Raw genomic sequence first — 25,049 nt, forward strand, 5'->3', positions numbered from 1 at the left:
GGTAAGACACGAATGTGGCCCCCTCCGAAGAGGGGGCCACATTCGTGTCTAGCGGGACTGGTCCCGGCAGGAGTGGCTAGAAGCCGCCCATACCGCCCATGCCACCCATGTCGTCGCCACCGGCAGGAGCAGCGTTCTTCTCCGGCTTGTCGGCAACAACTGCCTCGGTGGTGAGGAAGAGGCCAGCGATGGAAGCCGCGTTCTGCAGGGCAGAGCGGGTGACCTTGACGGGGTCGTTGACGCCGGCGGCCAGCAGGTCGACATACTCGCCGGTGGCTGCGTTCAGGCCGTGGCCGGCGGGCAGGCCGCGGACCTTGTCCACCACAACGCCCGGCTCCAGGCCGGCGTTGAAGGCGATCTGCTTGAGCGGAGCGTCGATGGCCACGCGGACGATGTTGGCGCCGGTTGCTTCGTCGCCGGACAGCTGCAGGTTGGCGAATGCCTTGGCGCCGGCCTGGATGAGGGCCACGCCGCCACCGGCGACGATGCCTTCCTCAACGGCAGCCTTGGCGTTGCGCACGGCGTCTTCGATGCGGTGCTTGCGCTCCTTGAGCTCAACTTCCGTTGCGGCACCGGCCTTGATGACTGCAACGCCGCCGGCCAGCTTGGCCAGGCGCTCCTGCAGCTTCTCGCGGTCGTAGTCCGAGTCGGAGTTTTCGATCTCGGCGCGGATCTGGGAAACGCGGCCGGCGATCTGGTCGGCGTCGCCGGCACCCTCGACGATGGTGGTCTCGTCCTTGGTGACAACAACCTTGCGTGCCTGGCCCAGGAGTTCCAGGCCGGCGTTTTCCAGCTTCAGGCCGACTTCCTCGGAGATGACCTGGCCGCCGGTGAGGACGGCGATGTCGGCAAGCTGTGCCTTGCGGCGGTCGCCGAAGCCCGGAGCCTTGACGGCGACGGACTTGAAGGTGCCGCGGATCTTGTTGACAATCAGGGTGGCCAGGGCCTCGCCCTCGATGTCCTCAGCGATGATCAGCAGCGGCTTGTTGGACTGCATGACCTTTTCCAGGACAGCAACCAGTTCCTTGACGTTGGAGATCTTGGAGTTGACGATCAGGATGTACGGATCCTCGAGGACCGTTTCCTGGCGCTCAGCGTCGGTAACGAAGTAAGCCGAGATGTAGCCCTTGTCGAAGCGCATGCCTTCGGTGAGCTCAAGCTCCAGGCCGAAGGTGTTGGACTCCTCGACCGTGATGACGCCTTCCTTGCCCACCTTGTCCAGGGCTTCGGCGATGAGTGCACCGATTTCCTCGTCACCGGCGGAGATGGACGCCGTGGCGGCGATCTCTTCCTTGGTTTCGATCTCCTTGGCGGAGTTCAGCAGTTCGGCGGTGACGGCCTCAACGGCCTTCTCGATGCCGCGCTTGAGGGACAGCGGGTCGGCGCCGGCAGCAACGTTGCGCAGGCCTTCCTTTACCAGTGCCTGCGCCAGGACAGTGGCGGTGGTGGTGCCGTCGCCGGCGACGTCGTCCGTCTTCTTGGCAACTTCCTTGACCAGCTCGGCGCCGATCTTCTCGTAAGGATCGTCCAGCTCGATCTCCTTGGCGATGGAAACACCATCGTTGGTGATCGTGGGGGCGCCCCACTTCTTCTCGAGGACGACGTTGCGTCCACGCGGGCCGAGGGTGACCTTAACGGCGTCGGCGAGGATGTTCAGGCCCCGCTCAAGGCCGCGGCGTGCCTCTTCATCAAATGCAATGATCTTGGCCATAACGGCAGTAGTCCTTTCGGGACAGTCGTTAAGAATGAACCTTCGCTGCAGTGCCCGCGACGGACGACCCGTTTCCGGCGGCCTCTGTATGCCTTCGGGTGTGGGTCTCACTCCAGTTAGGTGTTTCTTCGCTCCTCGACCGCTGCCGGCGCCGCCGGCCGAAGCCACGCTTTGCTTAGCAGTCGGTACGTCAGAGTGCTAACTCAATAATTAGCACTCCCCACGTGAGAGTGCAAGCGAATAACAAGCGGAAAGCGCCCTGGCGGGCGCGTCTTCGCCGAGGGCGATCAGCCGGCGGCGCGGCCTGCCGTTTCAACGCCGGTGGCCGCGGGATTGTTGTCGGCGCCGTATGTGAACACCGTGTAGGCGGCCGAGGTGATGTCACCGTTGGCATCGAAGGCAAGTGGGCCCGATTCGCCGTCGTAATTGATGTCCGCACCGGACGCCTTGCCTGCCAGGCATTCTTTATAGCTGGCGCATGGTGCCGTTCCAGCCGGGCCTGTTCCGCCAGCGGTCCCGCCGGATACCGAGACCAGGCTCGCGGCGATTGAACGCCCGGAGTCGTCCTCGGCCTTGGCCGCTGCGAGCGCGGCAAGGGTCACGGCGTCGTACGTCTCCGCTGCGAAGGACACGTCCTTCAGGGCCGGATCGATGCCCAGCAGCCGTTCCTGGAACCCTGCCGAGGGAAGCTGCCCCGGGACAACCGCACGTGCACCGTCCAGGGCCCTGGTTCCCAGCCGGGAGCCATACCGGCTGAAGGCGCCGTCGCTCAGGATAAGCCTTGAGCCTGCGAGGGCGGCGTTGTTGAGCTCAGCGAGGGCGCCCTGCGCGCCGTCACGGGCCACCAGGATCACGGCGTCGGGTTGCGCCTCGCGGATTGAGGCAGCCGCAGATCCCGCGTCACCCGGTGTGAAGCCCACCGCTGACAACACGTCCAGGCCCGCCTGTTCAGCGGACGCGGAGACGGCCGCGGAGACATCGCTGCCGTAGGAGCCTTCCTGGTACACCACGGAGATGGTTGCGGCGCCGGCGTCCTTGGCGAGCTTGGCAAGCACGGGTCCCTGCGCGACATCGGCGGCGGCCGTCCGGAAGTAGTATCCGCCGCTGGCTATGCTGCTGAGCCCGGCCGCGGTGTTGGCAGGCGAAATCAGTGGCGTCCGCGCCCTGGAGAGGATGTCGACGGCTGCGGAGGCGTGGCTGGAGTCGGTGGGGCCAATGACCACATCGGCTGTGGCCTGGACCAGGGACTGCGCCTGGGACGCTGTGTCCTGGCCTGTTTCAACGGGGAGAAGTTCCACCGGCCGGCCCTTGTGCCCGCCGGCAGCGTTGATTTCCTTGACGGCAAGCTTGGCGGCAGCAAGTTGGGGACCGTTCAGGAAGCTGTTGGCACCGGTGTTGTCCAGGATGAGGCCGACCCGCAGCGTGCCGTCACCTGAGGCCTCCGCCGGTTCCGTGCGCGCGTTTCCGGTCACCCCGGAACAGCCGGTGAGGGCGAGAGTGCCGCAGAGGGCTGCGGCGAACAACGGACGGATGGGTGCAGCGGAGGAAAACGGGTGCTTCACTCGGCCGGCCGGACGCTTTCGGCCTGCGGGCCTTTCTCGCCTTCGCCAACTTCGAGTTCCACGCGCTGGCCCTCGTCCAGTGCGCGGTAGCCCTCGCCCTGGATGGCGGACCAGTGGACAAAAACGTCGTCCCCGGAGCCGTCAACGGTGATGAAGCCGTAGCCTTTTTCCGCGTTGAACCATTTGACGGTTCCTCGTGCCATGATGACCACTCTTTCCGTTAGGTCCGGGATGCTGCGCCGGTGCCGCCGTGGCTCGAAGCCCGGAATTCACTCTAGCCAATGCTCGCCGGCAGCGCCGGGGCACAGCATGGCCGGCCGCAAACGTTATTCAGGCGTGACCCCGGCCTTCACCTGTGCGGATGTGGCGTGAGGCGCCCTGTTGGGAACCCCGGCCTACCGGTATCCGGGGCCGAGCACCACCACCAGGGGAACCTGGAATTCGGTGCTCTCCACCACGGTGGGGATGCCCACAAGTTCCGCGAGGGCCTGCGCGTTGGCCTCCTGCGCCGCTCCCGCGTAGAAGATGATGGAGCCCTGCTGGGGTGCCCCTGCCCAGTTGCCTACCTGGCCCAGTGTCCACCCGTCCGCCTGCAGGGTTCCGCCCACGCGGCTGGCCAGCCCGGCAGTTCCGGCAGCGTTGTAGACCGCCACGGCCTGGGCCTTATCCACTGTTGCGGCCTGCGCAGTGCTCTGGGGGCTGGACGATGTCCCGTTTCCTGCCGCGCCGGCAGGTTCGGAGGAAGGCGACGGCTCAGGCTCGGTGGAGGGGACGTCTGACGGGTCCGGCGCGGCGGACGGAGTCGATCCGGTTCCGGCCAGCGGTGCTGCTTCCAGGCTCGACGACGCCTGGGTTGCCGGACCGTCGAATCCGAGCCTGGGCAGGATCAGGAAAGAAACCACGCCGATGGCCAGCGCAACAATCCCCGCAGTCAGGATGGGCCAGAGACGGACCCGCGCCGGAGCGGAGGCTGTGCGGTGTACACCTTGTCGCGACGCGGTCTCCGGGACCTTGTCGAATTCATCGCGGGCGTATTTGGTCATGGGAGAGAGACATCCTTGTGTGTAGCTGCTGAGGACTCAGCGTGAGCGTCTTATGCGTCGGACCCCAGTCGGCGTGCAGTGCGTGCACGGTGACGCGAAGTACGTAGTCTACGCAATCTCTTGACCAGCATGGGGTCATGCGCCAGCGCATCCTCGGTGTCGATCAGGGCGTTGAGGAGTTGGTAATAGTGCGTGGCGGACAGATCGAACAGTTCCCTGATGGCCTGCTCCTTGGCGCCCGCATACTTCCACCACTGCCGCTCCAGGGCGAGCATCTGCTGGTCCCGCTCGCTCAGCGGCGACTCCCGCAGGGTGAAATCCGCCAGCAGGGCGTTCCGTTGTTCCTGCGCCGGCAGGTGCTCCCGAGCTGGCTCCGCCACGGCGCACTCTCCTTAGCTGGTTACGTAAAATGTCTGACCCCCATGCTACGGACGAACAACACCATTGTCATTTGCGCATAGCCCCGCCGCACACACCGTACGGTCCGGCCGGCGCCTCCCGCCGCCTGCAAGAATGGACTGATGTTTGAATCGGACGCCTTGTTTGAGCTGGAGCAGGAACCTGCAGGCAGCACCGGCTTCGCCGGGCTGGCGCAGCTGCCGCTGGCAGAGCTGATGGCCCCGGACTGGGCCGCCGCACTCTCCGGCGTGGACGCCCAACTTCGCGCCGTTCTTCGCTTCGCGGCAGGCGAAGTGGCGGACGGTCACCGGGTCCTGCCGGCGCCGTCGAACGTCCTGCGGGCCTTCCGCCAGCCCCTTGCGGACGTGAAGGTGCTGATTGTGGGACAGGACCCCTACCCCACGCCGGGGCACGCCGTCGGGCTGTCCTTCGCCGTTGACCCGCACGTCCGGCCCATTCCCAGGAGCCTCGCGAACATCTACCGGGAGCTGGAGGCCGACCTGGGAATCCCGCCGAGGGTGCATGGTGACCTCTCCGCATGGGCCGGGCAGGGGGTACTGCTCCTGAACCGGGTGATGACGGTACGGGCGGGATCTGCGGGATCCCACCGGAGGAAGGGCTGGGAAGACATTACGACGGCGGCCGTCGAGGCGCTGGGCGCGCGGCGGGCACCGGACGGGTCACCCCTGCCGCTGGTCGCGGTTCTGTGGGGGAAGGACGCCGAGAGCGTGCGCACGCTGCTGCCCGGGGTCCCGGCAGTGTCCAGCGCGCACCCCAGCCCCTTGTCCGCGTCACGGGGTTTCTTTGGCTCCCGCCCGTTCAGCCGCGTCAACAAGCTCCTGCGGGAGCAGGGGGCCGCGGACGTAACCTGGGAGCTTCCGGCGGTGCCCTAGCTTAGGCTTGCCTTATGAGCATTGTTCCCGCCTCCACCAGCGCCAGCAAGAAAAGCCGCCCCCAGGTCAACCTCACGGTGGTCCGCCGGGAACAGCTGGCGCCGCAGATGGTCCGGATTGTCGCGGGCGGGGACGGTTTCGCCGATTTCGTCAATAACGGCTTTGTTGACCGGTACGTCAAGATCGTCTTTCCGCAGCCGGGGGTCCGGTATCCCTCACCCCTGGATCTGTGGAGCATCCGGGAGACCATGCCCCGGGAACAATGGCCTTTCACGCGCACATACACCCTCCGCTGGGTGGATACCGCGGCCCGGCAACTTGCCATCGACTTTGTGGTCCACGGCGACGAGGGGCTGGCTGGCCCCTGGGCGGCCAGGGCCGAGCCAGGCGACACCCTGACTTTCACCGGCCCGGGGGGTGCGTACAACCCGGACCCCAAAGCCGACTGGTACCTGTTCGCCGGAGATGAGGCGGCCCTGCCCGCCATCGCCGCCTGCATTGAATCCCTGCCGGCGGAAGCGGCCGGCGTCGCGTTCCTCGAGGTCGATTCCGACGCCGACATCCAGCCGATTGCCGCACCGGCCGGGCTGGAACTGCACTGGCTCTTCCGCCGCGGTGTCCCCGCCGGCCAAAGCAACCTCCTGGTGCAGGCCGTTGCGGAGGCTGACTGGCCCGCGGGGAGGGTGGACGTTTTTGCCCACGGCGAGCGGGGGTACATGAAGGCACTCCGGGATGTCCTGTTCGTCCAGCGCGGACTGGACCGCAAGCAGGTGTCCCTGTCCGGCTACTGGGCCAGGGGCCGCGTCGAGGACGTCTTCCAGGCCGAGAAGAAGTTGCCCATAGGTCAGATCTAGGAGGACAGATCCAGGCCGGCCCGGTCAGCGGCGGCGGGCCCGCCGCCGCTCGTTGCTGGCCAGGCTGCGGGTCAGCGGCCTCGCGAGGGTATCGCCCAGCACGATCCCCCCGGCAGTTCCCAGGACGATGGCACCGGCGTTGAGCATCCCGCCGGCGCCGAGCAGGATCTCGGCTTCCTCGATGGTCAGGACGTACATGGAGCGGAAAATGGTGAGGCCGGGCAGCAGGATGAGTGCCGCCGGCACCGCCACCACCAGCTGTGGTGCGCCCATGCGCAGAGCGACCACCCGTGCGAGCAGGCCGATCACCACGGCAGCCAGGGCCGGCGAGAACCGGTCGCCAATGCCCAGCAGGCCGCCGCCCAGCAGGACCAGGTACCCCGCGACGCCCACCGCCGCGGTGGGCAGCAGGAGCTGCCAGGTTGTCTGCTCGGTCACCCCGATGGCCATCACCGCCACGGCAACCAGGATCACCAGCACCCACAGGTCGTAGGCGGGCGGGAAGGTCTGCGTCACGTCGATTGCCTGCATGCTGGTCAGCTGGCCCACCACAAAAGCGACGGCGATGCCCGCTACCAGCGCACCAAAGGTCAGCAGGGTGGAAAGGAACCGCCCCGCCGCGGTCACGGGGAAGCCGTTGATGGCGTCCTGCACGGAGGAGACCAGCCGGCCTGTGGGCAGGAGCAGGAGGATTCCGCCCACCACCACGATCGCCGGAGAGGTGGTCAGCCCAAACTGCCACAACAGCAGAGCCAGCAGGGTCACCGCGAAGGAGCAGCTGGCGGTGGTGAAGAAGTCCGGCACGCGCCAGCGGCCCAGCTGGCGGGCCAGCAGGCTCACGCCGATGTTGACGGCGAACGCAATGGCGGAGGACACCGGCCCGCCGCCCAGCACAGCAACGAACGCTGCGGCAAAGACCCCGAACGCCGCCGTCACCATCCAGCGGGGGAACGGCTTGGGACTGGTGATGGCCTCATCCAGCCTGCGGATCGCCTCGTCACGCCCCACTCCCCCCGCAACGATGTCCGTCACCAGCTGGTGGACCTTGGCCAGGCCTGCGTAGTTGTTGGTCCAGGACCGGACCACCCGCAGCAGCGCAATGGGGGTTTGGTCCTTGGGCGCGTAGTTGATGCCCACCGACTGGTTGGTGATGTCCACTTCGATGTTCTTCAGGCCCAGCGCCGCCGTGACGGCAATGATGCTGGTTTCAACCTCCAGGGCACCAGCACCGTAGCGGAACATGGTTTCGGCCAGGTGCAGCGCGAAGTCCAGGGTCTTCCGGGCGGACGTGTCCACGCCGCCCACCTGGATCATGGGGTTCGCATAGGGGCTGCCGGTGAGCCTGTCCACGATGCTCATGGGAGCAGTGGGCGGGTTCTCGCCCTGGACCAGGCGCCGCAGCATCCTTTTCGCCGCAGCATTCTGCCGCAGCTGGGAGGGGGTCAGAGGCTCGGTTTTGGGCAGGCCGTCCGTGCGCGGCGGTGCCTTCGGTGATGGCGTTGCCTTTGGTGATCCGCCGCCGGGATAGTCAGGCCGGTCGGTCATGGGTCCCTCCTCCCGTTGTGGTGGTGTGCAGCGTGTGTGCTGCGGAGCGCGTCAGGCGGAGCGCCGCAGGGGCAGCTTGCCCAGCAGGAGGCGGGCGGCCCCCGCTGCGGCGCGGGCAAGCCTGTTGGCGCGGAACACGGCAGGGCGGACAGGCATCACAAAGTCGCCCACGAGCTGGAACACTTCGCCGCCGAAGCCCTTCTTGAACTCGTAGCCGCCGTGGCCTTCCTCGTCCTGGCCGGAGATGCCGAACGTACCGTAGAAGTTGTACCGCGGGTAACCCTTCTCAAGGGCGTGGAGCATCATCCCCCAGTACAGCGAGGTGGCTCCGTTGAAGTAGATGTAGTCCTGCACGGTGCCGCCGATGACGCAGACCACTTCGTCGCCGTAGCAGACGAAGTGGATGGCGGCCACCGTGGCAACGCCAACCGAATCCGGAAAACGTTCGATGTCCTTCAGGCTTCGCTCGTAGCTGTCCACCAGGTCCTGGACCACTTTGAGCCGGTTGGCCTTTTTCTTGCTGCCGGTCTCCTCCACCTCGCGGCGGAGCTCTGCCGCGGTTTCCGATTCCGCGGCCAGCCGCTCCGTAATGGATTTCCGGTAGGCAGGAATGTCAATCTTGGCCATCATGAGCTTGGTGAACTCGGCCGACGTGGTGCGGAGCAGCTGTTCATAATAGGCGCGTTCGCGGTAGACGAAACCCTTTTCGTCGCCGGCCCGGCTCAGGGCGCCGTAGAACTCATCAAGGGTCTCCAGCGTTGCCTGCTCCAGGAAAACACCGTTCTTTTCCGCTTTGCGGATGGCCTTCCGGGTGCGGTAGCTGGTTCCCATGATCAGTTCCTCCGCGTCCTGGATGCCTTCCAGGCTCTTGATGAACATCCAGTTCACGTTCACGAAGTTCATGTCCAGCCCCTGGTGCTGGAACCCCAGCCCGCCGAGCTGTGCCACCAGCGGCCTGTTGTCCTCCACTTCGGGGTGTTCCGCGCCGTCGGCATCGCGGGCCATGTACCTGAGGTTCGGGGAGATCCGGAGCTCGGCGGCTTTCCGCTCCGCTGCGCGTTTGCGGAGGAGTTCGACGACGGCGCGCACCAGTCCAGGGTCCGTGTAGTCCATCAGGGGGCCCTTGGCGCATTCGCACACCGTGTAGCCGAGGCGCGTGGTGGTGTAATTCAGTTTGCCGGCCGCCACCAGTTCGCCGTCGCGGCGCACTCCGAAAAGTTCAACCTGCTGTCCCCGGGCACGCTGGAACCGGGCGAAGTCGAGGGACTGGAGGAAGCTGTTCTGTGGGTGCTTCAGCGCGAACTGCTCGAATTCGGCGTCGCTGAGCATGGCGAACTCCAGGTCGGCGGCGGATATTGCAGTCAAGGGGTTACCTTCTTCACGGATGGGGGCTGGCATAGGCAGGATGTGGGCGGGGCCCGGCGGCGGGTGGCTGGGCAGTCAGCTGCGGCCGGTCTTCCGGGTCAGTAGAACTGCTGGCCGGTGCGGGCAGTTTCGATCCGGCGGAACACCTTCTCTGCTCCCTTGACCCAGAGCCGGTGCTTCAGGGGCGAGAGAACGTAGTCGTGGCAGCCGACAAAATCGGTGACAGTCTTGGTGAAGCTGGTCTTGAACATGCCCATCCCGTAGAGATTGTGGCTCTTGTCCTTGATCCGTGAGGCCGGCGGGGTGCCGCAGAAATCGTATTCAGTGCAGCCGAGCTCCTGCATGCGCCGGATGGCAGCCCACTGGACGAGGTGCGAATCGCCGTACTGTTTGCGGTTCTGGGTGGAGCCGCCGTCCTTGTAGGTGGCTTTGGCACCGTAGTTGATGACGAAGGCTCCCACACTGGGTTTCCCGTCTTCATAGGTGAAGAAGAAGTTGCCTTGGCCGCGGTTGCAGAATTCGTCCCAGAACGCAGCGTAATACGCGTAGCTGCGCAGGGGCATGGAGCCCTTGGCATTGACGGTGTCCGCCATCAGGTCATAGAGGGCCCGGTAGGTTTCCGGACCGTGTTCCTTGCGGACCACTTCGCAGCCTTCCCGCTCGGCCCGTCGGATGGCGTTACGCGCCCGGGAGGAGATGGCCTTGAACACCACTTCTTCGGGGCCGGAGATATCCAGCAGCGCAGTGGAGTCGTTGGACTGGATGTTGGGCGCCTTGGCCAGGCCCGCCACCTTCAGGTGTGCCTGGGCTTCCTCCGAGTCAAGGATGTCCGGCTCGATCTTGATGGTGAAGACGTTGAGCTTCCGGCTGCGCACGAAAGCCGCGCAGGCCTCCAGCGCCGCTCTGAGGTCCGCCGCCGCCGCCAGGTCAGGTCCCTTGATGAGGTACCACAGCCGGCCCAGCACGGGGAAGTTCTTTTCGAGCACCAGGTTGTAGCTGGCCGATCCACCGTTTTCGAGGACCAGGAACCGGACTTTCCAGCCACTGCCGTTCTTTACCGAAGCGTAAGCGGCGGACTGCAGCATGTTGCCGCCGTTGGGGTTGGCCGTGACGTGCTTGTCCCAGTTTTCAATCTCTTCGGCTGTGGCAAAACGTGCGGTAAATTCTCGCAAGGGGGCCGTGTCCAATCGGTTTCGTGCGCGGTTTCGGTACTCGTGTCTGCGTGCGGACATGCAGCCTCAAGTCTAAAGCCTGAAGCCCCCACGGCTTTTCAGCAGCCGGCCCGTGCCTGCCGCGGCCCGTGCCCTTGACTCGGGTGGACCGGTTGGCAAGGGTGGAGGCATGCAGCCTAACCGTGAAGAGTTGTCATCCCCGCCGGATGGAAGCGGCCAGCCGTACAGCGCGCGGGTCCAGGCAGCGGTGCTGGCCGGATTCCTGGTGGCATCCTTCCTGGTGGCCGGGCTCGGCGGATTCTCCACCGTTGACAATGTGGACGGGTGGTATGCCACGGCTGACAAGGCGCCCTGGTCGCCGCCCAACTGGCTCTTCGGCCCGGTATGGACACTGCTCTACACAGCCATGGCGGTGGCTGCCTGGCTTGTGTGGCGGAAGAGGGCTCCCAAGACCAGGCCGGCGTTGACGGCGTACGCGGTCCAGTTGGGCCTGAACCTCGCCTGGACTCCGGTGTTCTTCGGCCTCTATCCCGCTATGGGTACGGCTGCCCTGTGGCTGGCCATGGCCATTATCGTGGCCCTGATCGCCGCGGTCACGGTGACGGTCCTCTACTTCGGCCCCATCAGCCGGACCGCGGGACTGCTGCTGCTCCCCTACATTGCGTGGCTGGTCTTTGCGTCCACCTTGAACTGGTGGGCTGCCGTCCACAACTGAAGGTTTAACGCTGTCAGCATTCGACGACGTTGACGGCGAGGCCGCCCATGGCCGTTTCCTTGTATTTGGAGCTCATGTCCTTGCCGGTCTCGCGCATGGTCACGATCACCTCATCCAGCGACACCCGGTGGGACCCGTCGCCCCAGAGCGCCATCTTCGCGGCGTTGATCGCCTTCGCCGCCGCGATCGCGTTCCGCTCGATACACGGGACCTGGACCAGCCCGCCGATCGGATCACACGTCAACCCCAGGTTGTGCTCCATCGCGATCTCCGCCGCGTTCTCCACCTGCGCCGGAGACCCGCCCATCACCTCAGCCAGGCCCGCAGCAGCCATCGACGACGCCGACCCCACCTCACCCTGGCACCCCACCTCAGCACCAGAAATCGACGCCTGCTCCTTGTACAGCACCCCCACCGCACCCGCGGCCAGCAGGAAACGCACCACGACGTCGTCCAGGTCTTCCTGGCTTGCGTTTTCCATGCCGGGTGCGAAATGCAGCGCGTAATACAGCACCGCCGGAATAATCCCCGCAGCACCGTTCGTCGGCGCCGTCACCACCCGCCCGCCAGAGGCGTTCTCCTCATTCACCGCAAGAGCAATCAAATTAACCCACTCCTGCCAATACTTCGGATCATGGAACTCCCCCGCCCCGGCGTTATCGTTTTCGGCGCCGCCGGGCCGGGCGCTTTCCTTCCGCAGCCGGTCATACCAGTCCGGGGCACGGCGCCGGACCTTCAACCCGCCCGGCAGCACACCCTCCCGCTTCAGGGACGTCGCCACACAGTCCTCCATCACCGACCAGATATGCAGCAGCCCCGCCCGGATCTCCCCCGGGGTGCGGCTGTCCTCCTCGTTCACCCGCATCACATCACTGATGCCCAGGCCCGTTTCCCGGCAGTGCTCCAGCAGCTCCGCCGCGGTCCGGAACGGCAGCGGCAGCTCCTTCTTCGACTCCTCCAGCTCCTGCAGCGCCGCGTCCTCCTCACCCTCACGGACGATGAACCCGCCGCCCACCGAAAAGAACGTCGCCGCATGCAGTACCTCACCGGCCGCGTCGGAGACCGTGAACGTCATCCCGTTCGTATGCCTGGGCAGGACCGTCAAGGGCCGCAGCACCATGTCCTTCACCCCGTACGGCAACGCCACCGCACCAGCGAGCTGGAGGGTCCCGGTCTCAGCGATCGCGGCCAGCCGCTCCTCCACCTCATCGGGCAGGATCAGCTCCGGATGGAACCCCTCCAACCCCAGCAAAATGGCCGTCATCGTCCCATGCCCATGACCCGTCGCCGCCAACGACCCATACAAATCCACCCGCAACGACGCCACCCCCGCCAGCACCCCCGAAGCCTTCAACTCCTCCGCAAACACAGCAGCAGCCCGCATCGGCCCCACAGTATGAGAAGACGAAGGTCCGATCCCGATCGAAAAAAGATCAAAGACGCCAACAGCCATGGTGGTTCCTAACCAAAGAGTTCGTGGTGGGTTGGGTGCGACCGGCCGAATTCCTCCGCGGGCTCGGTCGCGAAGACGCCCGCTAAGCGGACGTGACGCCCCCTTAAACGCCCGCCTCCGGAATCCGCCCAGCCGCCTACGCCGTCACCTAAGGTGACAGGACCGCGAGGGGCCGGCGGAGCCGGACTTTTCGATAACGTGCTCCCCACCGTCTCCCTAACCTCGCAAGCTCGGCCAGGGAACCCTGACGGCGTGGGCCCAGGGCACGCGGAAAATGTCCGGTCCGGCGTCCCCGGACGTAAGTCAGGCCGGGTGCACCTACGTGGCGCGCTTGTAGAACGGGAGATCGACGACGACGAACGGCTCCGCCTTGCCCCGGAGGTCGATGTCCAATGCCGTGCCGGCCTGGGTGAACTCAACGTCAACGTACGCCATGGCGATCGGGTACCCGAGCGTGGGTGAGGGCTGCCCGGAGGTGACTTCGCCTACGGGTTTGCCGTCCTTGAGCACGGGGTAGTGTGCTCAAGGACGGCGCGCCGGCCCAGTCCTTTGAGTCCCACAAGCCTGCGGCCTGCGGAGGAGCCGGCCCCGGCCTCCTTTTTGGCGGCCAGGGCGGCCTTTCCCACGAAGTCGCCTTCCTTGTAGAGGGCGACGACGGGTCCCAGGCCTGCGGCGAAGGGGTCACCCTGCAGTGAGAGCTCGTTCCCGTACAGCGGCATCCCCGCTTCAAGGCGGAGGGAGTCGCGCGAAGCCAGCCCGGCCGGCGTCAGCTCCCCGTCCTCCGCGATGGCGGCGAGTGCCTGCCACAGGGCGGGGGCGTCGTTGTTCGCCACAAAGATCTCGAAGCCGTCCTCACCGGTATAGCCGGTACGTGCAAGCAGGAGCTCCTGCCCGGCGCCTCCCACCAGGAACGGAACCTCCACGGCGGCGTAGTACTTCAGCTCCGTGACCAGGCCGTGCCGGGCAGCCGGTACAAGGCGCAGCAGCAGCTCCTGTGCCTTGGGACCCTGAACGGCGATCAGCGAGGTGGACGCGGAGGCGTCGTCCACGGTGACATCGAAGCCGGCGGCCCGTTCGGCCAGGGCCGCGGCCACCAGCTTGGCGTTGCCTGCGTTGGGAACCACCAGGAAGCGGTCGGTCCCGTCTCCTGCGGTGTCCGCCGCAGGGCGGCGGTAGGTGATGAGGTCGTCGATGATGCCGCCGTCCTCAGTGCAGATCAGCGAGTACTTGGCCTTGCCCACGGCCATGGCCGAGATCTTACCCACCAGCGCGTAGTCCAGGAACGCGGCGGCCTCCGGCCCGGTGACCCAGACCTCGCCCATGTGGGACAGGTCGAACAGGCCGGCGGCGTTACGGACGGCGTGGTGCTCGGCCAGTTCGGAGCTGTACTTCAGGGGCATCTGCCAGCCGCCGAAGTCGGTGAAGGAGGCACCGAGCTTGGCATGCTCGTCATAGAGGGCGGTGCGCTTCTCAGCCATGGCAGGCGTCCTCAGTTTTCGAATTCGGAGAGCGGCGGGCAGGAGCAAATCAGGTTCCGGTCTCCGGCGGCGCCGTCAATGCGGCCAACCGGTGGGAAGTACTTGTCCTGCTTGAGTGACTTCACCGGGAACACGGCCTGCTCGCGCGGGTACGCCCGGTCCCAGTCGCTGCTGATGGCGGCAGCAGCGGTGTGCGGTGCGTTCCGTAGCGGGCTGTCCGCCACAGTGAAGTCACCGTTCGCCACCTGGTCGATCTCGGCGCGGATGGCGATCATGGCTTCGATAAAGCGGTCGATCTCCCCCAGGTCCTCGGACTCGGTGGGCTCCACCATGAGCGTGCCGGCCACGGGGAAAGCCAGCGTGGGGGCGTGGAAACCGTAGTCGATGAGCCGCTTGGCCACGTCCTCCGCGGTGACGCCGGTGCGGGCGGTGAGTTCGCGCAGGTCCAGGATGCACTCGTGCGCCACCAAGCCGGCTTCGCCGGTGTACAGGACCGGGAAGAAGTCGTTCAGCCGTGCTGCCACGTAGTTGGCAGCGAGCAGTGCGGACTTGGTGGCCTCGGTCAGGCCCTGGCCGCCCATCAGCTTCACGTAGGCCCAGGAAATGGGCAGTACGCCCGCGGATCCGAACTTGGAGGCGGAGATGGGGACGTCGTTGCCTTCGGTCCAGGTGGCGGCGTTGCCGGGCATGAAGGGTGCCAGGTGTGCCTTGGCAGCAACCGGTCCGACGCCGGGTCCGCCGCCGCCGTGCGGGATGCAGAAGGTCTTGTGCAGGTTCAGGTGCGAGACGTCGCCACCGAACTTGCCCGGCTGCGCCAGGCCCACAAGAGCGTTCAGGTTTGCACCGTCAACGTACACCTGTCCCCCGGCGGCGTGGACCGCGTCGCAGACCTCACGGACATCGGAGTCGTACACGCCGTGGGTGGACGGGTACGTGATCATGATGGCCGAAAGGACGTCCTTGTGGGCCTCGATCTTCGCTTCCAGGTCGGCGTGGTCGATCGTGCCGTCCGCAGCGGTGGCCACCACCACAACCTTCATCCCGGCCAGGACCGCGGACGCGGCGTTGGTGCCGTGCGCCGAGGCCGGGATCAGGCAGACGTTGCGCTGCTGGTCACCGCGGGAGTGGTGGTAGCCGCGGATCGCCAGCAGCCCGGCGAGCTCACCCTGGGACCCGGCGTTCGGCTGGATGGACACCTGGTCATAGCCCGTGATCTCGGCAAGGTCCGCCTCCAGGCCCGCAATCAGCTCACGCCAGCCCGCAGTCTGGGAGTCCGGGGCAAACGGGTGGATCGAGGCGAACTCCGGCCAGGAAATGGCTTCCATCTCGGCCGTGGCGTTCAGCTTCATGGTGCAGGAACCCAGCGGGATCATGGTGCGGTCCAGCGCCAGGTCCCGGTCGGAAAGCTTCCGGATGTAGCGCAGCAGCTGGGTCTCGGAACGGTGGGTATTGAACACCGGGTGCTGCAGGAAATCGGTGGAGCGTTCGACGGCGGTGTCCAGCGCGAAGGCTGCGTTGCCTTTCGCCGTGGCCGGGACGTCGGGGGTGTCCACGCCAAAGGCTTCGAGGACGCGGCTGGCAATGTCCGGCGTCGTGGTTTCATCGGTTGAGAAGCCGACGGTGTCGGCATCGATGCTGCGCAGGTTGATGCCCATTGCCTCGGCTGCGGCGAGGATTCCGGCAGCCTTGCCCGGCACCGAAACCGTGACGGTGTCGAAGAAGCTGGTATGCAGCACATCGAGGCCTGCGGCCTTGAGGGACGCAGCCAGGCTCCTGGCGTGGGTATGGGCGGACAGTGCAATCGCCTTCAGGCCCTCCGGGCCGTGGTAGACGGCGTACATCGAGGCCACGATGGCGAGCAGCGCCTGGGCGGTGCAGATGTTGGACGTGGCCTTCTCGCGGCGGATGTGCTGCTCGCGGGTCTGCAGGGCAAGGCGGTAGGCCGGGACGCCGGCGTTGTCCTTGGAGACGCCCACCAGGCGGCCGGGCATTGAGCGCTCAAGGCCCTTTTGCACAGCCATGTAGGCCGCGTGCGGGCCGCCGTAGAACAGCGGGACGCCGAAGCGCTGGGCGGAGCCCACGGCGATGTCCGCACCCTGCTCGCCCGGAGGGGTGATGAGGGTGAGGGCCAGGAGGTCGGCGGCAACCGTGACCAGCGCACCGCGCTCCTTGGCCCCTGCGATCACCGCGGAGTGATCCCAGACCCGGCCGGAAGCACCGGGCTGCTGCAGGACAATCCCGTTGATGGCACCGTCCGGCAGTCCCTGGGAAAGGTCCGCCACTTCAACCTTGAAGCCGAGCGCTTCGGCGCGGCCCTTCACAATGGCAATGGTCTGCGGCAGGCAGTCGGCGTCCAGCACCGTCTTACCGTCGCGGGCAGCGGCATTCTGTCCGGTGGACTTATTCGCCCGGCGCATCATCAGCACGGCCTCGGCCACGGCGGTGGCTTCGTCCAGCAGGGAGGCGTTGGCGATGGGCAGGCCCACCAGGTCCTGCACCATGGTCTGGAAGTTGAGCAGCGCCTCGAGCCGGCCCTGGGAAATCTCGGGCTGGTACGGGGTGTAGGCGGTGTACCAGGCCGGTCCTTCGAGGATGTTGCGGCGGATCACCGGCGGGGCCACGGTGTCGTAGTAGCCCTGGCCGATCATCTGCACGGCGGTCTTGTTCCTGGCGGCCAGCCTGCGGAGCTCCGCGAGGGCCTCCACCTCGCTCAGCGCGCCTGCCAGTTCCAGCGGGGAATCCTGCCGAATGTCCTTGGGGACGGCGGTATCCACCAGCGCGTCCACGGTGTCGTAACCCACTGCCTTGAGCATGGTGTCGACGTCGGACTGGCGCCTTGCGCCGATGTGCCGGTCAACGAAGGCTGCGGCAGAAACGGGTTCGGCAGAAGCAGGTGTGGTGGCGGCCGGGGCGGCGGAGGCCGGAGATACAGTCACGAGGAACTCCATAAATAGGGCGGCGCAGGGTACGCCACATCGATTCGTGTCCCTCCCCGCTCTGTATTGGACCTGAGAGTTTCCGCGTGGCCGGCCTGGGCCGGTCCCGCTTGCACCGTCGGTGAGCACAGCTGCCTGGATTTCCGGGACCGGATCTCAAAGCCGACAGCCTGCTGCTTTCCAGAGTTGCCTCGCCGCGGCGGTACATGGGCCTGTGAGATTCCTGGGGAGGTATTGCTCCTACGGCGCCTGCGTGTACCTTCTGGCAGAACTCTCCCGCCGCAGATCAAAGGCTATTGATTTGTAGTGTTTGTGGTTGCCGGTGACGGCCCACACATGGAGCAATTCTCCTACGCTGCGGGCCCGCGGGCAAATGCCGGTCAGCCCCTCAGCCGCTCCACTGCCGCCAGGAGCTCCTCCACGTCCTCCCGCCTGTTCCCGGGGTTGCCGGAGGGCCCGCTCTCCCACATGGCGTTGAAGTACAGCCCATCCCCCATGTACAGCACCGCCTTGGCCATTGCCGCGCCCACGTCCTTCCCGATGAGGTCCAGCCACTGCTGCTGGATCGCGGCGAAGCGGCGCCGTGCCTCCTCGTGCGCCACTTCCGCCAGGCGGGTGGCAGCAACGAAGGAGCGGTCCATGGGGGTGTCGGACCAGAGGGATGACCGGATGAAATACGCGGCGGCGCCTTCCTTCGCGGCCGCCATCGCAGCGAGATCCTCCCCCGCCAGCCGGTCCAGCCGCTCGAGGGTGGCCGTGATCAGCGCTTCCTTGTTGGGGAAGTGGTAGAGCAGGCCGCCCTTGGAAACACCGGCCCGCCCGGCGACCGCATCGAGGGTGGCCGCCCGCTCTCCCACGTCGATAAGGAGCTCTTCAAAAGCATCGAGGACTGCATCTCGCGCGACGGGTTTCCTGGCCATGGTTCCCATCATGCACGGTGGGGATTCAATTTTTTAACTATACCGTCCAGACGGTACAGTTAAATCCATGACACCGCCCGCCGCCTCCCAGCCCAAGAGCTTCCACCCCGCTCCGTCCAATCTGCCCGCAGGCAACCGCTCACCGGGCAGCCGGCGGGACTGGCTGGCGCTGGGGTTGCTGATGTTTCCCGTCCTGCTGGTTGCTGTGGACAACACGGCGCTGACCTTTGCGCTGCCGGCCATCGCGAGCGCCCTGGACACGTCGGGAGTTGAGCTCCTCTGGGTCGTGGACGCCTACCCGCTGGTGCTGGCGGGGCTGCTGGTTGCCATGGGGAGCCTGGGCGACAGGGTCGGACGCCGGCGGCTGCTGGTCATCGGCAGCATCGGCTTCGCGGCGGTATCAGCAGCCACCGCCTTTGCCCCCAATGCGGGCTGGCTTATCGCAGGCAGGGCCGCGCTGGGCTTCTTTGGCGCCATGCTGATGCCCTCCACGCTGTCGCTGATCCGGAACATCTTCACGGACCCCAACCGGCGGCGGCTGGCCATCGCGGTCTGGGCCGCGGGGTTCTCGGGCGGCGCCGCGCTGGGGCCGATCTTTGGCGGCTGGCTGGTGGAACAGTTCTGGTGGGGAGCAGTACTTCTGGTCGCAGCGCCCATCATGCTCCCCCTCCTGGTCCTGGGCCCCGCCTTCATCCCGGAATCCCGGGACCCGTCCCCGGGGAAGGTGGACGCGCCCAGCATCCTGGTCTCCCTGTTCACCATGGCCCCGGTGGTCTATGGGATCAAGGAGTTCGCCACCGAAGGACCAGGCGCCGCAGCACTGGGGACCATGGCGTTCGGCGTGGCAATGGGCGTTGTGTTTGTCCGCCGCCAGCAGCGCCTGCACAGCCCGCTCCTGGACATTTCCCTGTTCCGGAACAGGGTTTTCAGCATGGCGATCACCGCCAACGTCCTGGCCCTGTTCTCCTTCAACGGGTTCATCCTCTTCCTGGCCCAGCACCTCCAGCTCATCGAGGGCATGTCACCCTCGGCCGCCGGAATGGCGATGATTCCGGCCCTGGTGGCCACCGTTGTTGCGGGGCTTGCCGCGGTGCCGGCCGTACGGAAAGTGCGGCCGGGCTTCGTTGTGGCGGCCGGGCTTGCGATGAGCGCCACGGGGTACAGCCTGGTCACTTTTGGCAGCCATGCGGGCGGCCCCTCACTGCTGCTGGCCGCACTGCTGATCCTCGCGCTGGGCGTGGGAACTGCCGAAACAATCTCCAACGACCTCATCCTGGGAAGTGCGCCCCCGGAAAAATCAGGCGCAGCAGCAGCGGTCTCCGAGACGGGCTACGAGGTGGGCGCCCTGCTGGGAACCGCGGTATTGGGTTCCATCCTCACCGCCTCCTACCAGCACAACCTGCGACTGCCGGAGGGCATCACCGAAGCCGCCCCCGCCGCGGGAACTGCGCAGGCCGGCGAGACCCTCGCCGGCGCCATGGAGCTGGCGGCCAGGCTGCCGCAGCCCATGGCAGATGCCGTGCGCCTGGCCGCGGCAGGGGCGTTCGATTCGGGGGTGCACATCACCGCAGCAATTGGGCTGGTACTGATGGCGACGGCGGCAGTCCTCGCCGCCGTCGTGCTTCGGAAAGTGCCCAGGGCGGACAGCTGAAAGGTGACCTGAGCAGCGTGACAGCAGAAGGCGCCCGCAGCCGGAGGATTCCACCTCCGGCTGCGGGCGCCCTGCACTCCGCTTCGCTGCGGACGCTGCTACTTTGCGTCCGGCGCCGTAACGCTGGCAGTGGGCTTCATGTTTTCAGCGTTGACCATCCAGGCATACTGCTCCAGCTTGGCGATGAACTCGTGCAGCAGGTCCGCGGTAGTGGGATCCTCTTCATCCACTTCATCGTGAACCTTGCGCATGGTGCCAACGGCAGCCTCAAGGGCAGCGACGATGCGTTCGATCGCGTCCTTGGTGCTGATCAGTCCTTCAGGGAACTGGGCCAGGCTCGTGGACCCGGACACGGTGGAGCTGCGGCCGTCCGGCAGCGCGTGCAGTGCCCGCATCCGCTCGGCCGTGTCATCCGCGAACTGGCGGGCCGCGTCCACGATTTCATCCAACTGCAGGTGCAGGTCGCGGAAGTTGGTTCCCACGATGTTCCAGTGCGCCTGCTTGCCCTGGATGTGCAGTTCGATCAGGTCGGCGAGCACGGCCTGAAGGTTGTTGGTCAGTGTCGGTGAAGCTTTCATGCGTCCTCCTCAAGTGGTCCAGTAGTCCCGACGCTATCAGCACCGCAGCGCACTGTGGCGGGTCGGCGGAGGATTTCTCAGTGAGCTTACTAATTCGTGAGGCACGGACATAAACGAACGGCATTCATATTTCCCCTTGCGTCCTGCGTCACATCCGCTCATACTAAATGAACGCCATTCATATAGTGACCGTTGTCTCAACATCTTCCAGAAAGTGGTGCCATGACCGAGACCATCCGCACCAGAACATCCCCTGCCGGTTCCGGGCCGCACTCCCCGGGAACGTCCGGCATCAGCCCCAAAGGACTGAAAGGCGGGCAGCTGGGCCTGCTCGCCGTCGTCGTCCTGGGCATTTCAACCATCGCCCCCGCCTACACCCTTACCAGCGCCCTGGGCCCCACGGTCAACGAAGCCGGACTCCAGCTGCCTGTCATCTTCCTGATCGGGTTCATTCCCATGATCCTGGTCTCCCTGGCCTTCCGGGAACTCAACGCCGATTCCCCGGACAGCGGCACCACCTTCACCTGGGTCACCAAGGCCTTCGGCCCGTGGGTGGGCTGGATGGGAGGCTGGGGCCTGCTGGCCGCCAACATCATTGTGCTCTCCAACCTCGCGGGAGTCGCCGTCGACTTCTTCTACCTCTTCCTTTCCCAGCTGACGGGCTCGCCGGAGCTCGCCGAGCTGGCGGCAAACAAAGCCCTGAACGTGATGACCTGCTTTGTGTTCGTGGCCCTGGCCGTCTGGGTCAGCTACCGCGGCTTGCACACCACCAAGCTGGTCCAGTACAGCCTGGTGGGATTCCAACTGCTGGTCCTGGGGCTGTTTGTCGGCATGGCCTTTGCCAACTGGTCCTCGTCCGAAACCGCCATCCCGTTCAGCTGGGAATGGTTCGACGTCACCAGGATCGAGACCTTCGGGCAGATTGCCGCCGGCATCTCACTCTCCATCTTTGTCTATTGGGGCTGGGACGTCTGCCTGACGGTCAATGAGGAAACGTCCAACGGCCGGAAGACCTCCGGGCTGGCCGGCACCCTCACTGCCCTCATCGTCCTGGCGATCTACCTGCTGGTGAGCATCGCCACCATGATGTTCGCCGGCGTCGGGGATACCGGCAACGGCCTGAACAATACCGAGATCCACGAGAACATCTTTACCGCCCTGGCCTCCCCCATCATGGGTCCGTTCGCCATCCTCATGTCCCTTGCCGTGCTGTCCAGCTCGGCCGCTTCCCTGCAGTCCACGTTCATGTCACCCTCCAGGAGCATGCTGGCCATGGGGTTCTACGGCGCCCTGCCCGCACCGTTCGGCCGCGTCAGCAGGAAGTTCGCGACGCCGGGCTTCGCCACCGTTGCCGCCGGCATCATGTCTGCGGGCTTCTACGCGGTGATGCATGTGGTCAGCGAGAACGTCCTCAACGACACCATCCTGGCGCTCGGGCTGATGATCTGCTTCTACTACGGACTGACCGCACTGGCCTGCACCTGGTACTTCCGCCACAGCGTCTTCGACAGCCTGCGGCACTTCGTACTCCGGCTGATGTGCCCGGTGCTGGGCGGGGTGGGCCTGTTCGTGGTGTTCCTGCAGACGGCAGTGGACAGCTGGGCCCCGGAGTTCGGCAGCGGCTCGGAAATCTTCGGAGTGGGCCTGGTGTTCGTCCTCGGCGTCGGGATCCTGGCCTCAGGCGCCGCCGTCATGCTCATCATGGCCAGGGTGCGTCCCGGCTTCTTCCGCGGCGAGACCCTCAAGCGGGATACCCCCGCGCTCGTGGTGCCGGAGTAGTCACCCTGGGCTCGCCCAGCCGTCCAAACGCAGGAAAGGTGCCGTTCCCTCGTACCAGGGGAACGGCACCTTTACGCCTATCACCAGTAGTGCGCCACGTCCACCACCAGGCGGGATCCGGAACCCGGCCCGTCCAGGGTGAAGACCCGGAACGGAAGGCGGGCACGGACGCCCAAGCCAATGCTGGTGTAGCCCTCGTAGCTCCCGGCCCAGACCATCTGGCGGAAGGTCTGGTAACCGGCCACGTTGGAGAGTTCCGCGGGGTCAGCCGGGTTGTAGGTGGAGTTGTAGTTTTCGTCATAGGCGGGTGCGTTGACTGTCACCTGCAGGCGCCCGTTCCCCCGGACCGGGATGGTGAACCCGGATCCGTCCTGCACTATTTGGGGGACGTAGCGCACGGTGTAGCCGGCGGCAGGGCCGTTGAGGTCCACTACCATCCTGTCAAAGCAGTAGTGCTGCCCCGTGCGGACGTTGGTGACGTTGGCGGTGCTCATGTCCTGGTCGGCTTTCGCCAGGGACCCCCAGACGAGCCCGCAATAGGAAGTGGTTGCCGAGGCAGGCCCCGGGGCCACGATTCCCAGCCCGGCGGCCATGAGGATGGCGGCGAGCCAGGTGGAGAACTTTTTCATTGTGGGGCCACCCATGTGTTGAGCGATGTGATAGCTCAAGGGTAGGAGCGTTTCCGGCGCAGATCGAGGCCTGTGGCCGCTTCGCCGCGCAACCGTTAGGCTGCGGCGCCGCGGATCACGCACGCATAAATCCGGAGCCGAAATGGGCCTTTCCCTTGCCCCGTGCGGGCTGTTTCTGCCCTGTTGTTGCGTGGTACCTGCACCTTGCCGTTACCGGCATAACGACGGCGGCCGGAGACGAATAAGCGCCGGCCACCTTATGGAGGTGGCCGGCGCAGGGAACTCGGGAGGCGTCAGCCTTCGCAGTCGCGGCAGTACTTCATGCCGTTCTTTTCGCGGGCAACCTGGGAGCGGTGGCGGACCAGGAAGCAGGAAGAGCAGGTGAATTCATCAGACTGTTCAGGAACAACAATGACCGTCAGTTCCTCGTTGGAAAGATCCGCGCCGGGCAGGTCTATGCCTTCGGCGGTGTCGTTCTCATCGACGTCAATGACTGCGGTCTGCGCGTTGCCGCCACGCGACGCCTGAAGGGCCTCCAGCGAGTCGGCCGGAGTTTCTTCTTCCTGCTTGCGTGGGGCATCGTAATCGGTAGCCATAGCGTGTTCACTTTCGTTGCTGCGCAGCGCCATTTCAGGCACCTCAGTGCAGAAGTTTAGGGCATGATCCCGCTACCGGCGCAATAGTGTGCTCAACCGGACACTCCGCCGCCCTGGACCACGGATTCATTGTGGCTCCGCCTGGCGTGTTCTCCCCCGACCGCCACCCCGCTCAGGGCGGGCAGCCATCCCCACCGGGTGGCATCAGCCATGGCATCGGCTGCCTGATGGCCGGAGTCGTAGGTAAACGTGTCGATGAGCCACGCGCGGAACCGGTCGGAGATGTTTGCGATCATGCCTGAAAGCTACGCAGCGATTGTTGTGGGCGCGTTTCATCGCGGTCTCGCCGGCGTTAATCCGTGGCGGTTTCCCTCCCGCGCTTCTACGCAGGAAAGCAGGGCGGCCCAGCACAGGCACGATGACATCAGGGACGCGGCCAGTAAGCTGCTCGAACTGATGGACCCTGACTGACCGGAACGTCCGCCGTTGCCCGGGCCGCTGCTAGGGAGCTGGAGACGTCCCCTCCGATGCCGTGTCCGCCTTTGGTCGCTGCCTGCGGCTGAGCAGGATGAACGGTGCGGCGATCAGCTGGAGCGCACCGCCCACGGCCAGGGAAGCCGGGTAGCCGTAGAGGTCTGCAGTCCTGCCCAGCGCAGGCTGCACCACGACTCCCCCGGCCGAACCCATCAGGGAATCGAAGCTCAGCACTGTTGCCCGCTGCTTCGATGCGATCATGTCGTTCAGGTATGCCTGCCGCACGGGAGTGCCGGCAGAGGACACCACGGCCCACAGCGCCAAGAGGGCCAGGGCAAGCCAGAAAGTGGTGGTGAACATCAGCACCACCAGGATGACTGCGCTGACGATGTTGGTGGCGATCAGCACGCTGGTCCGCCGCTTGACCAGTTTCCGGATGCGCGGCGCCATCCACCCGCCCACGATGTCCGCTCCTGCCACCAGTGCCGCCGCCAAGCCGGCGATGGCATAGGCCCGGGGGTCTCCAAACAGCTGCAGCAGGTAGGGCTGCAGCGCATAGAACACGTAGATGCCCACGCCCTCGGTAAACGGCGCAGCCAGCATGATGTACCGCACCGGCGGATGCTTCAGGCCGCCGTCCACGGAAGCTTTGAGGACAGCCCGGGTGGCCTGCAGGGGGTGGGCGGAGCGTTCAGGCGTGAAGCCGACGTCGTGCATGAGCAGGAAGGCCACCGCGAACATCGCCACCAGCACACCCACGCGCACCAGGAACGGAACCCCCAGGTTCGTGGCCTGCGCGATCACCCCGCCTGCCACGGAACCGGCGAGCATGGCGACCCCGGACACCATCTGTCCGCGCCCGAGCACAACCTCCAGGCCTCCCTCGTAGCCCGAAAAGCGCAGGGCATCCACCAGCCAGGCCTCCACCGCCCCCGAAAAAAAGGTAAAGCCCAGTCCCAGCAGGACCGAGACGGCGGCCCACCACCAGAACGGGGCCGAGAACTGCCACAGCAGGAAGTACAGGAAGGTGGACCCGGCCAGCGTGACGGTCCCCAGCAGGAACGAAGTCCGCCTCCCCCAGCCGTCCGCCACCACCCCGGTGGGCACCTCGAAAAGCACCATGCCCACGGTGAAGAAGGCATTCGCGGCGAAGGCCTCAAGATTGGTAAGCCCGGCATCCAGCAGGAACAGGGTGTTGATTCCCCAGATGAAGGAGGCCGCGAGCGTGTTGCCCAGGGTCAGCGTCAGATAGACGCGCTGGATCTTCCGGGCAGCCGCGTTCATGGAAAGGCGCTG

General features: G+C 65.9%; 21 protein-coding genes, 1 pseudogene and 1 riboswitch. Of the genes and pseudogenes, 5 read left to right on the forward strand and 17 right to left on the reverse strand.

What is annotated here, in order from left to right; translation table 11 throughout:
* Positions 1-76 precede the first annotated feature (76 nt).
* The 5 genes from groL to HTS88_RS14820 all read right to left on the reverse strand — a co-directional run bounded on the left by groL (position 77) and on the right by HTS88_RS14820 (position 4,696).
* On the reverse strand, positions 77-1,711 hold the full coding sequence (groL, locus tag HTS88_RS14800; protein ID WP_066273856.1) for a chaperonin GroEL: 1,635 nt from the start codon (positions 1,709-1,711) through the stop codon (positions 77-79).
* 287 nt (positions 1,712-1,998) lie between these two features.
* A complete protein-coding gene (locus HTS88_RS14805) occupies positions 1,999-3,273 on the reverse strand; it encodes an ABC transporter substrate-binding protein (protein WP_174179638.1) in 1,275 nt (424 codons plus the stop codon).
* Positions 3,270-3,476: a cold-shock protein gene (locus HTS88_RS14810; RefSeq protein WP_139028133.1), complete on the reverse strand. Its 207-nt coding sequence runs from the start codon at positions 3,474-3,476 to the stop codon at positions 3,270-3,272. The genes HTS88_RS14805 and HTS88_RS14810 overlap by 4 nt, the downstream gene beginning before the upstream one ends.
* A 192-nt stretch (positions 3,477-3,668) precedes the next feature.
* The gene (locus HTS88_RS14815) at positions 3,669-4,316 is read right to left on the reverse strand and encodes a LytR C-terminal domain-containing protein (RefSeq protein ID WP_174179639.1); all 648 of its coding nucleotides are present in this window, start codon (positions 4,314-4,316) and stop codon (positions 3,669-3,671) included.
* Between the two features lie 50 nt (positions 4,317-4,366).
* A complete protein-coding gene (locus HTS88_RS14820) occupies positions 4,367-4,696 on the reverse strand; it encodes a DUF3263 domain-containing protein (RefSeq protein WP_174179640.1) in 330 nt (109 codons plus the stop codon).
* A 141-nt stretch (positions 4,697-4,837) separates the two neighbouring features.
* Here HTS88_RS14820 and HTS88_RS14825 point away from each other — a divergent pair, with 141 nt between their 5' ends.
* Together HTS88_RS14825 and HTS88_RS14830 are read left to right on the forward strand one after the other, a co-directional pair.
* Positions 4,838-5,608 (forward strand): uracil-DNA glycosylase, encoded by a 771-nt coding sequence (locus tag HTS88_RS14825; RefSeq protein ID WP_174179641.1) that lies wholly within the window; start codon positions 4,838-4,840, stop codon positions 5,606-5,608.
* Between the two features lie 14 nt (positions 5,609-5,622).
* Positions 5,623-6,462, forward strand: a complete 840-nt coding sequence (locus HTS88_RS14830; protein WP_174179643.1) for a siderophore-interacting protein — start codon at positions 5,623-5,625, stop codon at positions 6,460-6,462.
* A 24-nt stretch (positions 6,463-6,486) separates the two neighbouring features.
* Here HTS88_RS14830 and HTS88_RS14835 read toward each other — a convergent pair whose 3' ends face one another.
* From HTS88_RS14835 to HTS88_RS14845, 3 genes are all read right to left on the reverse strand, one after another.
* On the reverse strand, positions 6,487-8,007 hold the full coding sequence (locus HTS88_RS14835) for a threonine/serine exporter family protein (RefSeq protein ID WP_246256347.1): 1,521 nt from the start codon (positions 8,005-8,007) through the stop codon (positions 6,487-6,489).
* A 51-nt stretch (positions 8,008-8,058) separates the two neighbouring features.
* The gene (locus HTS88_RS14840; RefSeq protein ID WP_425515560.1) at positions 8,059-9,336 is read right to left on the reverse strand and encodes a peptidoglycan bridge formation glycyltransferase FemA/FemB family protein; all 1,278 of its coding nucleotides are present in this window, start codon (positions 9,334-9,336) and stop codon (positions 8,059-8,061) included.
* 134 nt (positions 9,337-9,470) lie between these two features.
* Positions 9,471-10,604, reverse strand: coding sequence for a lipid II:glycine glycyltransferase FemX (locus HTS88_RS14845; RefSeq protein WP_174179648.1), 1,134 nt, complete (start codon positions 10,602-10,604; stop codon positions 9,471-9,473).
* 109 nt (positions 10,605-10,713) lie between these two features.
* Here HTS88_RS14845 and HTS88_RS14850 point away from each other — a divergent pair, with 109 nt between their 5' ends.
* Positions 10,714-11,259 carry a TspO/MBR family protein gene (locus HTS88_RS14850; RefSeq protein WP_174179650.1) on the forward strand — a complete coding sequence of 182 codons (546 nt, stop codon included), beginning with the start codon at positions 10,714-10,716 and terminating at the stop codon, positions 11,257-11,259.
* Positions 11,260-11,272: 13 nt separating this feature from the next.
* Here the strand turns inward: HTS88_RS14850 and HTS88_RS14855 are convergent, their stop codons facing one another.
* From HTS88_RS14855 to HTS88_RS14870, 4 genes and pseudogenes are all read right to left on the reverse strand, one after another.
* A complete protein-coding gene (locus HTS88_RS14855; protein ID WP_174179652.1) occupies positions 11,273-12,712 on the reverse strand; it encodes an L-serine ammonia-lyase in 1,440 nt (479 codons plus the stop codon).
* A gap of 318 nt (positions 12,713-13,030) precedes the next feature.
* Positions 13,031-14,190, reverse strand: a pseudogene (gene gcvT / locus HTS88_RS14860) (glycine cleavage system aminomethyltransferase GcvT).
* 11 nt (positions 14,191-14,201) lie between these two features.
* Positions 14,202-17,138 (reverse strand): aminomethyl-transferring glycine dehydrogenase, encoded by a 2,937-nt coding sequence (gcvP, locus tag HTS88_RS14865; RefSeq protein WP_217432626.1) that lies wholly within the window; start codon positions 17,136-17,138, stop codon positions 14,202-14,204.
* Between the two features lie 178 nt (positions 17,139-17,316).
* Positions 17,317-17,415: riboswitch (glycine riboswitch) on the reverse strand.
* Positions 17,416-17,506: 91 nt separating this feature from the next.
* Positions 17,507-18,046, reverse strand: coding sequence for a TetR/AcrR family transcriptional regulator (locus HTS88_RS14870; RefSeq protein WP_174179656.1), 540 nt, complete (start codon positions 18,044-18,046; stop codon positions 17,507-17,509).
* 67 nt (positions 18,047-18,113) lie between these two features.
* On the opposite strand from HTS88_RS14870, the gene HTS88_RS14875 reads away from it, so the two are divergent.
* A complete protein-coding gene (locus tag HTS88_RS14875) occupies positions 18,114-19,697 on the forward strand; it encodes an MFS transporter (protein WP_174179658.1) in 1,584 nt (527 codons plus the stop codon).
* Positions 19,698-19,795: 98 nt separating this feature from the next.
* Here the strand turns inward: HTS88_RS14875 and HTS88_RS14880 are convergent, their stop codons facing one another.
* Positions 19,796-20,275, reverse strand: coding sequence for a Dps family protein (locus HTS88_RS14880; RefSeq protein WP_104189606.1), 480 nt, complete (start codon positions 20,273-20,275; stop codon positions 19,796-19,798).
* A 222-nt stretch (positions 20,276-20,497) separates the two neighbouring features.
* Between HTS88_RS14880 and HTS88_RS14885 the strand changes: the two genes are divergently transcribed.
* Positions 20,498-22,054, forward strand: a complete 1,557-nt coding sequence (locus HTS88_RS14885; protein WP_174179660.1) for an APC family permease — start codon at positions 20,498-20,500, stop codon at positions 22,052-22,054.
* Between the two features lie 80 nt (positions 22,055-22,134).
* Here the strand turns inward: HTS88_RS14885 and HTS88_RS14890 are convergent, their stop codons facing one another.
* From HTS88_RS14890 to HTS88_RS14905, 4 genes are all read right to left on the reverse strand, one after another.
* Entirely contained in the window at positions 22,135-22,683 is a 549-nt protein-coding gene (locus tag HTS88_RS14890; protein WP_174179662.1) for an AMIN-like domain-containing (lipo)protein, read from the reverse strand.
* A 293-nt stretch (positions 22,684-22,976) separates the two neighbouring features.
* Complete coding sequence (locus HTS88_RS14895) at positions 22,977-23,279, reverse strand: DUF4193 domain-containing protein (protein WP_104189665.1); 303 nt, start codon at positions 23,277-23,279, stop codon at positions 22,977-22,979.
* A 92-nt stretch (positions 23,280-23,371) separates the two neighbouring features.
* Positions 23,372-23,575, reverse strand: coding sequence for a hypothetical protein (locus tag HTS88_RS14900; protein WP_174179664.1), 204 nt, complete (start codon positions 23,573-23,575; stop codon positions 23,372-23,374).
* A gap of 205 nt (positions 23,576-23,780) precedes the next feature.
* Positions 23,781-25,037 (reverse strand): MFS transporter, encoded by a 1,257-nt coding sequence (locus HTS88_RS14905; protein ID WP_174179666.1) that lies wholly within the window; start codon positions 25,035-25,037, stop codon positions 23,781-23,783.
* Between the last annotated feature and the right edge of the window lie 12 nt (positions 25,038-25,049).

Source organism: Pseudarthrobacter oxydans, from assembly GCF_013314975.1.
Lineage (GTDB): Bacteria > Actinomycetota > Actinomycetes > Actinomycetales > Micrococcaceae > Arthrobacter > Arthrobacter oxydans.